At 59.9% G+C, this 12,712-nt stretch carries 13 protein-coding genes; 10 read left to right on the top strand and 3 right to left on the bottom strand.

The annotated features are described in order from the left end of the window. A partial coding sequence (locus AC1DLB_RS07205) for a DUF2334 domain-containing protein (protein WP_477784802.1) occupies positions 1-738 on the top strand: 738 nt, incomplete at its 5' end. Further along, a complete protein-coding gene (locus AC1DLB_RS07200; protein WP_477744545.1) occupies positions 735-1,730 on the top strand; it encodes a lysylphosphatidylglycerol synthase transmembrane domain-containing protein in 996 nt (331 codons plus the stop codon). The genes AC1DLB_RS07205 and AC1DLB_RS07200, both read left to right, overlap by 4 nt. Before the next feature lie 19 nt (positions 1,731-1,749). On the opposite strand, the gene AC1DLB_RS07195 is transcribed toward AC1DLB_RS07200, so the two are convergent. Both AC1DLB_RS07195 and purU read right to left on the bottom strand, forming a co-directional pair. Further along, positions 1,750-1,926, bottom strand: coding sequence for a hypothetical protein (locus AC1DLB_RS07195; RefSeq protein ID WP_258613212.1), 177 nt, complete (start codon positions 1,924-1,926; stop codon positions 1,750-1,752). A gap of 81 nt (positions 1,927-2,007) precedes the next feature. Continuing rightward, the gene (gene purU / locus AC1DLB_RS07190; RefSeq protein ID WP_018926525.1) at positions 2,008-2,856 is read right to left on the bottom strand and encodes a formyltetrahydrofolate deformylase; all 849 of its coding nucleotides are present in this window, start codon (positions 2,854-2,856) and stop codon (positions 2,008-2,010) included. Between the two features lie 327 nt (positions 2,857-3,183). On the opposite strand from purU, the gene mvaT reads away from it, so the two are divergent. Next, positions 3,184-3,561, top strand: a complete 378-nt coding sequence (mvaT, locus tag AC1DLB_RS07185) for a histone-like nucleoid-structuring protein MvaT (RefSeq protein WP_477784801.1) — start codon at positions 3,184-3,186, stop codon at positions 3,559-3,561. A gap of 98 nt (positions 3,562-3,659) precedes the next feature. Here the strand turns inward: mvaT and sbcB are convergent, their stop codons facing one another. Further along, on the bottom strand, positions 3,660-5,090 hold the full coding sequence (gene sbcB, locus AC1DLB_RS07180) for an exodeoxyribonuclease I (RefSeq protein ID WP_064616344.1): 1,431 nt from the start codon (positions 5,088-5,090) through the stop codon (positions 3,660-3,662). Between the two features lie 183 nt (positions 5,091-5,273). On the opposite strand from sbcB, the gene AC1DLB_RS07175 reads away from it, so the two are divergent. The 7 genes from AC1DLB_RS07175 to AC1DLB_RS07145 all read left to right on the top strand — a co-directional run bounded on the left by AC1DLB_RS07175 (position 5,274) and on the right by AC1DLB_RS07145 (position 12,533). Further along, positions 5,274-5,999, top strand: coding sequence for an RDD family protein (locus tag AC1DLB_RS07175; protein ID WP_018926528.1), 726 nt, complete (start codon positions 5,274-5,276; stop codon positions 5,997-5,999). Further along, the gene (locus AC1DLB_RS07170; RefSeq protein ID WP_064616342.1) at positions 5,996-6,973 is read left to right on the top strand and encodes a stage II sporulation protein M; all 978 of its coding nucleotides are present in this window, start codon (positions 5,996-5,998) and stop codon (positions 6,971-6,973) included. The genes AC1DLB_RS07175 and AC1DLB_RS07170 overlap by 4 nt, the downstream gene beginning before the upstream one ends. Then, the gene (locus tag AC1DLB_RS07165; RefSeq protein WP_477784800.1) at positions 6,960-8,504 is read left to right on the top strand and encodes a DUF4129 domain-containing protein; all 1,545 of its coding nucleotides are present in this window, start codon (positions 6,960-6,962) and stop codon (positions 8,502-8,504) included. Before AC1DLB_RS07170 ends, AC1DLB_RS07165 begins: the two co-directional genes overlap by 14 nt. Continuing rightward, the gene (locus AC1DLB_RS07160) at positions 8,501-9,664 is read left to right on the top strand and encodes a DUF4350 domain-containing protein (protein WP_064616340.1); all 1,164 of its coding nucleotides are present in this window, start codon (positions 8,501-8,503) and stop codon (positions 9,662-9,664) included. The genes AC1DLB_RS07165 and AC1DLB_RS07160 overlap by 4 nt, the downstream gene beginning before the upstream one ends. Continuing rightward, the gene (locus AC1DLB_RS07155; protein ID WP_477744543.1) at positions 9,661-10,662 is read left to right on the top strand and encodes an AAA family ATPase; all 1,002 of its coding nucleotides are present in this window, start codon (positions 9,661-9,663) and stop codon (positions 10,660-10,662) included. The genes AC1DLB_RS07160 and AC1DLB_RS07155 overlap by 4 nt, the downstream gene beginning before the upstream one ends. A gap of 148 nt (positions 10,663-10,810) precedes the next feature. Next, positions 10,811-12,142: a DUF58 domain-containing protein gene (locus AC1DLB_RS07150; RefSeq protein WP_477784799.1), complete on the top strand. Its 1,332-nt coding sequence runs from the start codon at positions 10,811-10,813 to the stop codon at positions 12,140-12,142. A 142-nt stretch (positions 12,143-12,284) separates the two neighbouring features. Then, complete coding sequence (locus AC1DLB_RS07145) at positions 12,285-12,533, top strand: hypothetical protein (protein WP_064616337.1); 249 nt, start codon at positions 12,285-12,287, stop codon at positions 12,531-12,533. The last annotated feature ends 179 nt before the right edge of the window (positions 12,534-12,712 follow it).

The following is a 12,712-nucleotide window of genomic DNA, read 5'->3' as shown; positions in this document are numbered from 1 at the left end:
CTACACGACGTTGCACCGCAGACCTGGCCCGATTACCAGGCCTTCGTCGAAGCCGTCGACGCACTGGGTACAGTGCCGATGACCTGGCTGGTGGTGCCGAATTTCCACAAACATGACGACCTTGACGCACATCCGGAGTTTCGACGTTTGCTGAGCCGTCGCGTCGCTCGCGGCGACGAACTGGTACTGCACGGTTACTACCATTGCGATGAAGGGGCGATTCCCACCACTCCCCGAGACTGGTTCATGCGCAGGATCTATACCCATGAAGGCGAGTTCTATGACCTGCCTCTAGACGCCGCCCTCGCCCGCCTGCGCGCCGGAATCGAGGTATTCCATCGCTACAACTGGCCGCTCGAAGGCTTTGTCGCCCCCGCCTGGCTGATGAGCGAAGGCACCCGTCAGGCGTTGCGTCAGTTACCGCTGCGCTACACCAGCGATTCGCAGCACCTGTATCGTTTGCCGGATTTCACTGCGATCGATGCCCCAGGCCTGGTCTGGAGCGCACGCAGCGCCTGGCGCCGTGGCCTGTCGAAAATCGTCAGCGATCAGCGCGAACAGCGCTGGCGCCAGGCGCCGGTGATTCGTCTCGGCTTGCACCCGGTGGACATGCGCCATGAGTTCTCGCGTCAATATTGGCTGCAAACGCTCAAGCGCTTGCTCGACGAGGGCCGTGTGCCGATGACCAAGGCCGGTTGGTTGAAACTGCAACGCGACCCCATCGGTCGCGCAGCATGAGCCGGGGAATTCTGCTGGTCATCGCGCTGCTCGCTGCGGTGCTCATCCCGGCGTTGCTGGGCGGCGGCGAGACATGGTCGCGGTTGCAACGCTTCCCGCTGGAATGGCTGCTGATCATGTTCGGCATGATCCTGTTGTGCTGGGTGCTCAACACCCTGCGCTTGCGCCTGTTGCTGGGCGATCAGCGTGACAAGGTGAGCCGACTCAAAAGCCTCGGGGTGGTGATGTCCGCCGAGTTCGCCTACTGCGCCACCCCCGGCGGCAGTGGTGGACCGCTGACCATCATGGCCCTGTTGGCGCGCCACGGCGTGCGGCCGGCCAGGGGCAGCGCCGTGTTCGCCATGGACCAGTTGAGCGACTTGCTGTTTTTTCTCTGCGCGCTGAGCGCGATTCTGATTTATGCACTGTTCCAGCACCTCAGTCAGCGCCTGGAATGGATGCTGACGGTCAGCGCCATCTCGTTGTTCGGCGGGCTGTTCAGCTGTGTATTGATGGCTCGCTGCCACCGTTCGCTGATTCGCCTGAGTGGTCGGTTGCTCGCCCGTTTCAATGTCAAGGAAGCGACCCGGCTTCGTTGGGCGCGAAAGCTCCTGCACTTCCTGGCGGCATTCACCGACACACTGAAGTTACCCTTTCAAACATTGATCACGGTGTTTGCCCTGACCTGCCTGCATTGGATCTTGCGGTATAGCGTGCTGTATCTGGCATTACGCGGGCTGGGCGTGGACTTGCAATGGGCCTGGTGCTTTCTGATCCAGATGCTGTCATTGAGTGCGGGGCAATTCAGTCTGTTGCCGGGCGGTGCCGGGGCGGCGGAACTGACATCGGCGGCGCTGCTGGCGCCGATGGTGGGGAAATCCACCGCGGCGGCAGCGATTCTGATCTGGCGGACGGTGACTTATTACTTCTATCTGGTGGTCGGTGGCCCGGTGTTTCTGCTGATGCTCGGGCGGCCATTGCTGAAGAAGTTGATGAAGTTCAAGCAAGCTTAAAGATCGCCACAGGGTCTTTTCAGGCCCCCCTGGCTGTATCGTCGGAATCGTCCTGCAACTGCTCCCACAACTCGGCGGCGCCGGGAAACTCCGTGCCGTCTTCGGGGCTCAGGTCGTCCGGATCGTAGCGGCTCAAACAGCCCTCGCCCAATGTGGCGGGCGCCTTGGAAACGGCTTTATCCAGCGGATCGGCCATGGTCATGTCCTCGGTGCAGAAACGGCGAAGGGCCTGAAGCGATTGAACGCCCAGGCCCTTCGGATTTCAACCGTATGGTTGTCAGAACACGACGGTTTTGTTGCCGTGCACCAACACCCGGTCTTCCAGGTGGTAACGCAGGCCACGGGCCAGCACCATTTTCTCGACGTCACGACCGAAGCGCACCATGTCTTCAATACTGTCGCTGTGGCTGACACGCACCACGTCCTGCTCGATGATCGGACCGGCGTCCAACTCTTCGGTGACATAGTGGCAAGTGGCACCGATCAACTTCACACCGCGCATCGAAGCCTGATGATACGGCTTGGCGCCGACGAACGACGGCAGGAAGCTATGGTGAATGTTGATGACTTTGTGGGCATATTCGCTGCACAAGTCAGGCGGCAGAATCTGCATGTAACGAGCAAGTACCACCACTTCGGCGTCGTGCTGTTTGACCAGGCGCGAGACTTCGGCGAAGGCCGGTTCCTTGTCCTGTGGGTTGACCGGTACATGGTAGTAAGGAATACCGTGCCACTCGACCATGCTGCGCAAATCGTCATGGTTGGAAATCACGCAGGCGATTTCGCAGTCCAGTTCGTCGCTGTGCCAGCGGTGCAACAAGTCAGCCAGGCAATGGGACTCACGGCTGGCCATCAACACCACGCGCTTCTTCTGCTCGGTGTCGGTGATGCGCCAGTCCATCGAGAACTCTTGGGCAATCGGTGCAAACGCTTCGCGAAAGGCTTCGATACCGAAAGGCAGCGAATCAGCACGAATTTCGTGACGCATGAAGAACCAGCCACTCTGATTGTCCGAGTGATGGCTCGCTTCAGTGATCCAGCCGTTATGTGACGCCAGAAAGTTACTGACTTTAGCAACGATACCGACGCGGTCCGGGCAAGCAATCACCAGCCGAAAAGTGCGCATGAGGGGGAAACTCCAGAACTTCGCAAAGGCCGCCATTCTAGCGATTGCGCAGCAAAACTGCAGTATTGATGACGCGCGGCTGCGGATTGCGGTCATCGGCACAGGTTCCGGCGGTGCCATACGCCAGTGCATGGTGCTCTTGTAGCCAGCCTTCAAGAGGTTAACTGTGAATATTTGTGACGCTATTTAACTGCCTCTCCAATGTGTGTCCTATTCACCGCAACTAATTTAAGTAAAACTTCGGTTAAATGTTTACTTGATGAAACACCCTGACTATTATTGTCGCACTGTCACCCTGTCATCCAGCGCCAACATAAGGTAGTCCTCATGTCCTTGATCAACGAATATCGCGCCACCGAAGAAGCTATCAAAGAGCTGCAAGCCCGTTTGAAGAACCTGTCCCAAGACGACAAACTGCAAACCGAGCTGGAATTCGAAGGCAAATTGCGCACCCTGATGGGCGAATACTCCAAATCCCTGCGTGACATCATTGCCCTATTGGATCCAGAGTYCAAAACCAAGGCTCCACGTGGCGGCGCAGTAAAAACTACTGGCACCAAGCGTGCTCGCAAAGTTAAACAATACAAAAACCCGCACAACGGCGAAGTCATCGAAACCAAAGGTGGCAACCACAAAACTCTGAAAGAGTGGAAAGCCAAGTGGGGCGGTGACGTGGTTGAAGGCTGGGCTACCCTGCTGGGCTAAGCCGCAAGCGCGTCGCAGACTGATCCGCGACCAAAAGAACGCCAGCAAATGCTGGCGTTTTTTTATGCCCGGAATTCAATCGCAAGTCATTTTCGTTTTCAAATATTCAAACGTTTGCGTAATGCCTGGACATGAATCTGCCATTCATCCAGAACCTCTTGCTGAAACGATGTAGGACTAATCGTCAATTGGGCGGCAGCTGTCAGAAAACTTTCCAGCGTATTGGGAGCGCCCCACTCCGGCACGGACAAACGCTGCTGACAAAATATTCGCCAGCGTTCTTGCTCTTCCGGGCTCAACGTATCCGGAAAGTTGCGTGCGCGATAACGAAACAATAATTCGGGCAAACGTTCATCATCGAAAGGCCACTGCTCTTGTGCTAATTGCGCAGGGTCGGCGGCTCTGACTTGCTCACATAGACGCCGATCCCGATCGCCGATAAAACCGTCGTATAACTGTTGCTCGGGGTCCAGGCTCGCGGCGAAATCCTCGCGGGCATAAACTCCCGAGACTTTATCTTGCCAAAGTTGTTGTGCGGCACTTAGCCGCAGCGCCCGTTCCTGATAGAGCGCCATGTCCAGCCCCAAACGTTGCTGATCTTCGGGACGAAGTACCGATAACGGCGCCACGACCGGGCACTTGTTGATGTGTATGAGCTTGAGCGGCACGGGCAGTTCGCCTTCGGCCAGATCGTCACGGCGTGTATAAAGCCGCTGACGCAAGGTTTCGGTATCCAGATCGAGCAGCCCCTGAGGGTCCAGGTGCAGGTCACAGACAATCAGCGCGTTGCGATTGCGTGGATGCCAGGCCAGTGGCAGTACCACGCCGACATAATGGCGGGCCGCCGAAAAGCGCCCGGAAATGTGCACCATCGGCTGCAACAGCCGAATCTGGTCCATCACCTTTTGTTTGCTGCGCAACTGAAACAGCCAGTCATACAACTTCGGCTGTTTTTCACGAATCAGACGCGCCAGGGCGATTGTGGCGCGAACATCCGATAGCGCCTCGTGGGCATTTCCGTGATCGATGCCATTGGCGGCGGTCAGGCGTTCGAGCTTGAGCGTCACCCGCCCTTCGTCATCCGTGGGCCAGACGAAGCCATCGGGACGCAACGCATAAGCCGCGCGCACGATGTCGATCAGGTCCCAGCGGCTGTTGCCGCCCTGCCACTCCCGTGCGTAGGGGTCGAAAAAGTTTCGATACAGGCTGTAACGGGTCATCTCGTCGTCGAAACGCAGCGTGTTGTACCCTGCCCCACAAGTGCCGGGCAGGGCGAGCTGGGCATGAACCCGTGTCATGAAATCGGCTTCGCTCAAACCTTGCTCGGCCAGAAGACCAGGCGTGATACCGGTGATCGCGCAAGCCGCCGGATGCGGCAGGATGTCGTCACTGGGCTGGCAGTAGAGATTGACCGGCTCGTCTATTTCATTGAGATCGAAGTCGGTGCGAATCCCCGCCACTTGCAACGGACGGTCGCAACGGGGGTTGATGCCAGTGGTTTCGTAGTCGTACCAGAAGATCGAGGTCACGGGTTGTTCCTGAACAGAAGACCGGCGAAGTCTAGGCGCACACAGGCTGCCTCGACCAKAAATGTTGTCATTCAATCACCTCCGGCCGCATACCGTGCAATACATAGTTATGTCGTTTCCCCCCGAGAGGCTGCTAGCATCGAACGGACATCGAATCGCAAACCGGCCACAGCAAGGTTGCCCATGCTCGAGACCACAGCACTGCCACGGAAAGCAACGCTGGCCCCGCCACTGGATACGCGGTATCAGGTCGAAACGCCCGAAGGCATCGACTTGCCACTGCGCCCGGCCGGGTTGATGGTCCGTGCGCTGGCGTTCACCATCGACCTGGGCCTGCGCGGGTTGATCCTGGGCCTGCTGTTCATGGTGCTGGCGTTCCTCGGCAAACTCGGCGCGGGGCTTGGCTCGATTTTGCTGTTCGTGGTGAGCTGGTGGTACATGGTGCTGTTCGAGGTGCTCAATCAGGGGCGCTCGCCGGGCAAGCAATGGATGGGATTGCGCGTGGTGCACGACGATGGCACCCCGATCGGCTGGTCCGCGTCCTTGCTGCGCAACCTGTTGCGATTTGTCGACATGTTGCCGTTCGGCTACTTCCTCGGGGCGATCAGTTGCCTGCAACATCCCACCTTCAAACGCCTCGGCGACCTGGCCGCCGGCACGCTGGTGATCTACCGCGAACAACCGCTCACCCGACCGCAGTTACCCGATGCCCCGCCGCGCCGTGCCGCTTTCGCGCTGACGCTGACCGAGCAACGCGCCATCCTCGGGTTTGCCGAGCGCCAGGGTGAACTCTCCGAGGCGCGGGCAGGTGAACTCGCCTCGATACTCGCGCAACCGCTGCACGTTTCAGCGCCGCAGGCCGTGGCCGAACTCAACGGCATCGCCCGCGGACTGTTGGGCCCGACATGAAGCAAAGCCTATTCGAAAGCCGCCACAAGACCGAATGGGAGCAATTTGCACTCATGCTCGAACGGCTGGAACGCGGCAAGGAAACCTCGCGAGTCGCCAGCTTCCCCAGCGACTATCGACGGCTCTGCCAACACCTGGCCCTGGCTCAGGAGCGTGGTTACAGCAGCTTTTTGGTCGACTCGTTACAGCAACAAGTGCTGCGCGGGCATCAACAGCTTTATCGGCATCGCAGTTGGCTGAGGGCCAACGTACTGAGCTTCATCCTTGCCGACTTCCCGCGTCTGGTGCGCGAACAATGGCCCTTCGTGCTTGCCGCCAGCCTGATATTTTTTGGCAGCCTGATTGGCATCGGGCTGCTGGTGTATCTGTTCCCGGAACTGGTCTACAACCTGATCCCGGCCGAGCAGGTCAGTGAAATGCAAAGCATGTACGACCCTGTCGCCGGTCATCTGGGGCGCTTGGCAGAACGGGCGGCCAGTGAAGACTGGGAGATGTTCGGTTACTACATCATGCACAACATCGGCATCGCGTTTCAGACCTTCGCCAGCGGTTTGCTGTTTGGCCTGGGCAGCGCGTTTTTCCTGTTCTTCAACGGCTTGATGATCGGTGCGGTGGCCGGGCACCTGACGCACATCGGCTACGGGCAAACCTTCTGGTCATTCGTGATCGGGCACGGCGCCTTCGAACTGAGCGCCATTGCCCTGGCCGGTGCCGCCGGCCTGCAACTGGGCTGGGCGTTGATCGCGCCGGGACGTTTGCCCCGCGCCGAAGCCCTGCGAGTGGCGGCGAGCAAGAGCGTGTTGCTGATTTGCGGGGTCATGCTGTTTTTGTTGATTGCAGCGTTTATAGAAGCCTACTGGTCGTCGCGGACCGGAGTCACGCCGCTGACCAAATACCTGGTCGGCGCAGCGCTCTGGGTGTTGGTCGCGACTTATCTGCTGTTTGCCGGACGGACCCGCCATGCGCCTGAGTGACGCCAGTGCAGTGATTCGCCCACGCACAAACTGGGAAGCCATGGACCTGGGGGTGCTGCTGAGTCAGCGCCATCGACGCCTGTTGATGACCAGTTGGGCGATCGTGACCCTACCGATTTTTACCTTGCTCAGCTTGATGCTGTGGGAGTCGCCCTCCCTCGCCCTGCTCCTGTTCTGGTGGCTCAAACCGGCGTTCGACCGGCTACCGCTGTACATCCTGTCCAAAGCCATGTTCGGCGAAACACCCACACTGAAACAGGCCCTGCGCCAATGGCCGCGCCTGCTCCCGCCGCAACTGCTGGCCAGCCTGACCTGGCGCCGCCTGAGCCTGAGCCGCAGCTTTCTGATGCCGGTGGTACAACTCGAAGGCCTGGRGGGCGAAGCACGACAACAGCGTTTACGCGTGCTGTTGCAGCGCAATGCCGGTGCCGCGCAATGGCTGACGATCATCGGCGTGCACCTGGAAACCGCGTTGTGGATCGGCCTGATGGTGCTGTTCTACATGCTCTTGCCGCTGCAGGTCGAACTCGACTGGGGCTGGCAGACCTTGATTGCCGCCGCCACACAAGACTGGCGCTGGCTGGAGCACCTGACCAATGCTTTTTACGCCCTGGTGCTGGTGGTCTGGGAACCGATTTATGTCGCCTGTGGTTTCAGCCTTTACCTGAACCGGCGCACACGGCTGGAAGCCTGGGACATCGAACTGGTGTTCCGCCGCTTGCGCCAACGCCTGAGCAGCGCAGTCATCACGCTACTGCTGGCGGCGTTTGTGCTGGTGCCGACGGGGCAAAGCGTATGGGCCGCCGAACCGGGCATGTCACCGGACAGCCCGCGTCTGCTGGAGCAACCGCTGACCAGTCAGGCATCCCGAGACAGCATCAAGGCCATCCTCGATCAGCCACCGTTCAAGAACAAGGAAACGGTGACCCGCTATCGGTTTGGCGAAGACAAGCCCAACGACGATACTGCGCACGGTGGTCAAACACCCGCCTGGCTGAAAGCGCTGTTCAGTTTGCTCGACAGCCAACGTTTCGGCGCATTGGCCAACCTGATCGAGGTGTTGCTGTGGGGCGCGGTGATCGGCGCCATTGGCCTGTTGATCTGGCGTTACCGCGACTGGTTGCAGGCGTTCGTCAGCCGCCGGCCAGCGCTCAACCGAAAAGTGACGCGACCATTGCCGCAGCAGGCGTTCGGCCTGGACCTCAACCGCGAAACCCTGCCCGCCGATATTGCGGCCAGCGCCGAAAGCCTCTGGCAAACCAACCCGCGTGAAGCCCTTGGCTTGCTCTATCGCGCCTTGCTCAGCCACTTGTTGAACGACTTCGACATGACGCTCAAGCCCGCCGACACCGAAGGCGAAGTGCTTCAGCGCGTTGAACATTTGAAGCAACCGGCGTTGCTGGCCTTCAGTAAAAGCCTGACCGCACACTGGCAGAACATGGCCTACGGGCATCGCCTGCCACCGGCGCATTTGCAACAGGAACTGTGTGACGGCTGGCGCGCATTGTTCGGCCCCGGAGCGGTCCGTTGAATCGCAGGGCATGGCTGGCGGTCGGCGTGTTCATCGTCGTGCTCTTGGGTGCGCTGAGTGTTTACCTGTATTTCAAGGCCACACCCTATCAGGTACAAATCGAACACGGCCCGTCCCCTGAAGCCCAGGCCAATCCCTACCTGGCCGCCGAGCATTTTCTGCGCAAACAGGGCCTGACCGTCAGCCACGCCAACAGCCTCGACATCCTGCCGACCCTCGAACCGCGTCAGCACAGCCTGTTGTTGCTCGGCGACCGCTCGAACATGTCGCCGCGCCAGGTGGATCAGGTGTTGAACTGGACCCGGGCCGGTGGGCGCCTGGTATTCGTCGCCGAAGCCCTGTGGGATGAAAAGACCGGCCAAAGCAATGACCTGCTGCTCGACCGGGTGCAGTTGCACCAGTTCCTGAGCAAAGACCTCAAGGACTCGCCTCCCGATCTGCGCGATGATCCCTACCCCAAACTGACCAAGCTCTATCTGGAAAACGAAGAGGCGCCGGCCTACTTCAGCTTCGATACCGCGTTCCACCTCGACGACCCGAAAAACCTCGCCCAGGCCTGGGCCAACAGTGGCAAGGCCACGCACATGATGCAGCTGAGCCACGGGCTGGGTTCAATCACCGTGGTCACCGACGCCGACCTCTGGAAAACCCCGGCCATCAACCAATACGACAACGCCTGGCTGCTGTGGTACCTGACGGCCGACACCGATGTGACCCTGCTGTTCAATACCGAGCACGACAGTCTGCTGACCTTGTTGTGGCGTTACTTTCCCCAAGCCCTGGTGGCCCTGATCGCCTTGATCGCTTTGGGTTTCTGGCACGTTGGCGTGCGCAGCGGCCCTTTGCTGGAGCCGGCCCCAAGGGCGCGTCGGCATCTTCAGGAACACCTGCGCGCAAGCGCCGATTTCATGCTGCGCCGCAGCGGTCAGCACAGCCTGTTGCACGCCTTGCAGCAAGACATCCTGCGTCGTGTCCGCCACCGTCATCCCGGTTTTGAACAACTCGGCGTCGCCGAACAATGGCTGGTGCTCGCACGCCTGACCGGCCACCCCACACGCGCCATCAGCCAGGCCATGAGCCCGCGACCGAAACAGCGGCTGTCCAGCGCTGAATTCAGCCGTCAGGTCGCCCACCTGCAAACCTTGAGGAACGCCTTATGAGTGAACAGATCGAGCCCGGCACCCAGACCCACGCCGCCCAGCAGCGCCAGCGCGCCGGCCAGTTGGCCCTGGCGATAAGAACGGAATTGCAAAAAGCGGTGATTGGCCAGAACACCGTGATCGACGATGTGCTCACCGCCCTGATCGCCGGCGGCCATGTGCTGCTCGAAGGCGTGCCGGGGTTGGGCAAGACATTGCTGGTGCGCGCCCTCGCCCGGTGCTTCGGTGGTGAATACGCCCGCATCCAGTTCACCCCGGACCTGATGCCCAGCGACGTCACCGGGCATGCGGTGTACGACCTGCAAACCGAGCAATTCAAACTGCGCAAAGGCCCGTTGTTCACCAACCTGCTGCTGGCCGATGAAATCAACCGCGCCCCGGCAAAAACCCAGGCCGCGTTGCTCGAAGCCATGCAGGAACGCCAGGTCACCCTCGAAGGCCGCGCCCTGCCCATCGTGCAACCGTTCATGGTGCTCGCCACCCAGAACCCGATTGAGCAGGAAGGCACCTACCCACTGCCGGAAGCCGAGCTCGACCGCTTCATGCTCAAGGTGCGCATGGACTACCCCGAGGCCGATCAGGAACTGGACATGGTGCGTCAGGTCAGCCGCTCGACCCGCGCCGACATGCTCGATGTACAACCGCTGCGCACCGTGTTGCAAGCCAAGGACGTGCTGGCCTTGCAGCGCATTGCCAGTGACCTGCCGCTGGACGATCAGGTGCTCGATTACGCCGTGCGCCTGGCCCGCACCACCCGCACCTGGCCGGGTTTGACCCTCGGCGCCGGGCCTCGCGCCTCCATCGCCCTGGCACGTTGCGCCCGCGCCCGCGCCTTGTTGCGAGGAGGCGAGTTCGTGATTCCCGACGACATCAAAGGTTGCGCCCTGGCGGTACTGCGTCACCGCGTGCGGATTGCCCCGGAGCTGGACATCGAAGGGCTGGACGTCGATCAGGTGCTCAAGCAACTGCTCGACCAAGTGCCGGCGCCACGCCTGTGAACATGGCCATCCGGACCACCCCTGTGGCGAGGGAGCTTGCTCCCGCTGGGCTGCGAAGCGGCCCCAACATTTCTGATAGGGCGAAGAACTTGCCAGCGCTGCGCACTGGAGCGGGAGCAAGCTACCTCGCCACAGGAACTGTGTGCCGATGAAACCATCCCGGCTTCTACTGGCCTGGCTTGCGGCCTTGCTAGCCATCGGCATCGTGCTGGGCGCCTTACGGGCGCTGGACATCGCCGTTCCATCAAGCCTTTTATCGATCAACTGGGGATTACTGCTGGCCCTGCTGGCCCTGGCGATACTCGACGCCATTCGCCTCAAGCGTTTGCCCTCACCGCGCCTCCAGCGACAAATGCCCGGCAGCCTGGCACTCGGTCGCTGGAGCGAAGTGCGATTGGAGGTCGAGCATGATTTTACCCAACCACTGAACATTCAGATCTTCGACCACGTACCCGACGGCCTGAGCGTCGAAAACCTGCCCCTGTCGGTCGAACTGCAACCCGGCCAACAGAGCCAGATCAGCTACCGCCTGCGCCCGCTCATGCGCGGCCATTTCAGCTTCGAATACTGCGAAATCAACCTGCCGAGCCCCATGGGTTTGTGGTCCGACAAACRCCTGCTCAACATACCCGACACCACCCGCGTCTACCCCGACTTCGCCCGCCTCTACGGCGGCCAGTTGCTGGCGGTAGACAACTGGCTCAGCCAACTCGGCGTACGCCAGCGCCAACGTCGCGGCCTGGGCCTGGAATTCCATCAACTGCGCGAATTCCGCGAAGGCGACAGCCTGCGCCAGATCGACTGGAAAGCCACCGCCCGCCAACGCACCCCCATCGCCCGCGAGTACCAGGACGAGCGCGACCAGCAAATCATCTTCATGCTCGATTGCGGCCGTCGCATGCGCAGCCAGGACGGCGAGCTCGCGCATTTCGATCACGCTCTCAATGCCTGCCTGCTGCTCAGCTACATCGCGTTGCGCCAGGGCGACGCGGTGGGCTTGAGCACCTTCGCCAGCAACCATCCGCACTACCTTGCCCCGGTCAAGGGCACAGGCCAGCTCAATGTGTTGCTCAACACCGTCTACGACCTCGACAGCACCCAACGCCCGGCCGACTACCAGGCTGCCGCCACACAGCTACTGGCCCGACAAAAACGCCGGGCACTGGTAGTGCTGGTGACCAACCTAAGGGATGAAGACGACGAAGAACTGCTGACTGCGGTCAAACGCCTGAGCAAACTGCATCGGGTGTTGGTGGCGAGCCTGCGTGAAGACTTGCTCGACAATCTACGGCACGCCCCGGTGCAGACCTTGCCTGAAGCGCTGGCCTATTGCGGGACGGTGGATTATTTGAATGACCGGGCGCAGCTCCATGAGCGGTTGAKTGCTCATGGAGTGCCGGTGGTGGATGCTCGGCCCCAAGAGTTGGGGGCCGAGTTGGTGACGGCGTACTTGGGGTGGAAAAAAGCTGGAACGATGTAACGTCGAATCGTATATAAAATCGTCATATCACGATGCCGACATGGATATGACGTGCGAGCACGTACGACAAGCCCTCAATCCGGGTACTTACGAAAACCAGTCCCACTCAACAACCTGAAAGCTCTATCGCAAGGAATCCATCATGGACGAGACAAAACTATTTGCTTCAGTGCTAACGCAGATCAATGAGAACCAACTGGCTTTGGGGGCCGCTATAGAAGAACTATCGAATTGGATAGCGCAACGAGGTGCTACCGAAATAGCGGATAACATCCGATGTGCATTGCAAGCGATAGATCGAAACCAAGAATTCATCTCTTTGGCACTTATTTCTATCTCCACCGATTTTAAAGAATCACAAGCTCCAAAAAAGCATGACCCTAATGACTAGCTAACCATCAAGAGTCGTAATTCTCCTCGGCTGTTACCCGATGCTCCTCATCGGGTAACAACTGACGTTCATGGTCAGTAATATGCTTGTTGTCCTCCTCCCGACTTCTCGAATAGCAGCGCTAACGGCTACAGAATGAAGCGCATCTGCCTACAAGTGTCAGCGACCCAGGCTGATTG

Source organism: Pseudomonas sp. 05N434, from assembly GCF_056396965.1.
This window is presented reverse-complemented; position numbering and strand designations above follow the sequence as displayed.

Coding starts and splice junctions, on each gene's coding strand:
- purU (WP_018926525.1), bottom strand. CDS start 2,856: ATGCGCACTTTTCGGCTGGTGATTGCTTGCCCGGACCGCGTCGGTATC.
- AC1DLB_RS07155 (WP_477744543.1), top strand. CDS start 9,661: ATGAGTGAACAGATCGAGCCCGGCACCCAGACCCACGCCGCCCAGCAG.
- AC1DLB_RS07200 (WP_477744545.1), top strand. CDS start 735: ATGAGCCGGGGAATTCTGCTGGTCATCGCGCTGCTCGCTGCGGTGCTC.
- AC1DLB_RS07195 (WP_258613212.1), bottom strand. CDS start 1,926: ATGGCCGATCCGCTGGATAAAGCCGTTTCCAAGGCGCCCGCCACATTG.
- AC1DLB_RS07145 (WP_064616337.1), top strand. CDS start 12,285: ATGGACGAGACAAAACTATTTGCTTCAGTGCTAACGCAGATCAATGAG.
- AC1DLB_RS07170 (WP_064616342.1), top strand. CDS start 5,996: ATGAAGCAAAGCCTATTCGAAAGCCGCCACAAGACCGAATGGGAGCAA.
- AC1DLB_RS07175 (WP_018926528.1), top strand. CDS start 5,274: ATGCTCGAGACCACAGCACTGCCACGGAAAGCAACGCTGGCCCCGCCA.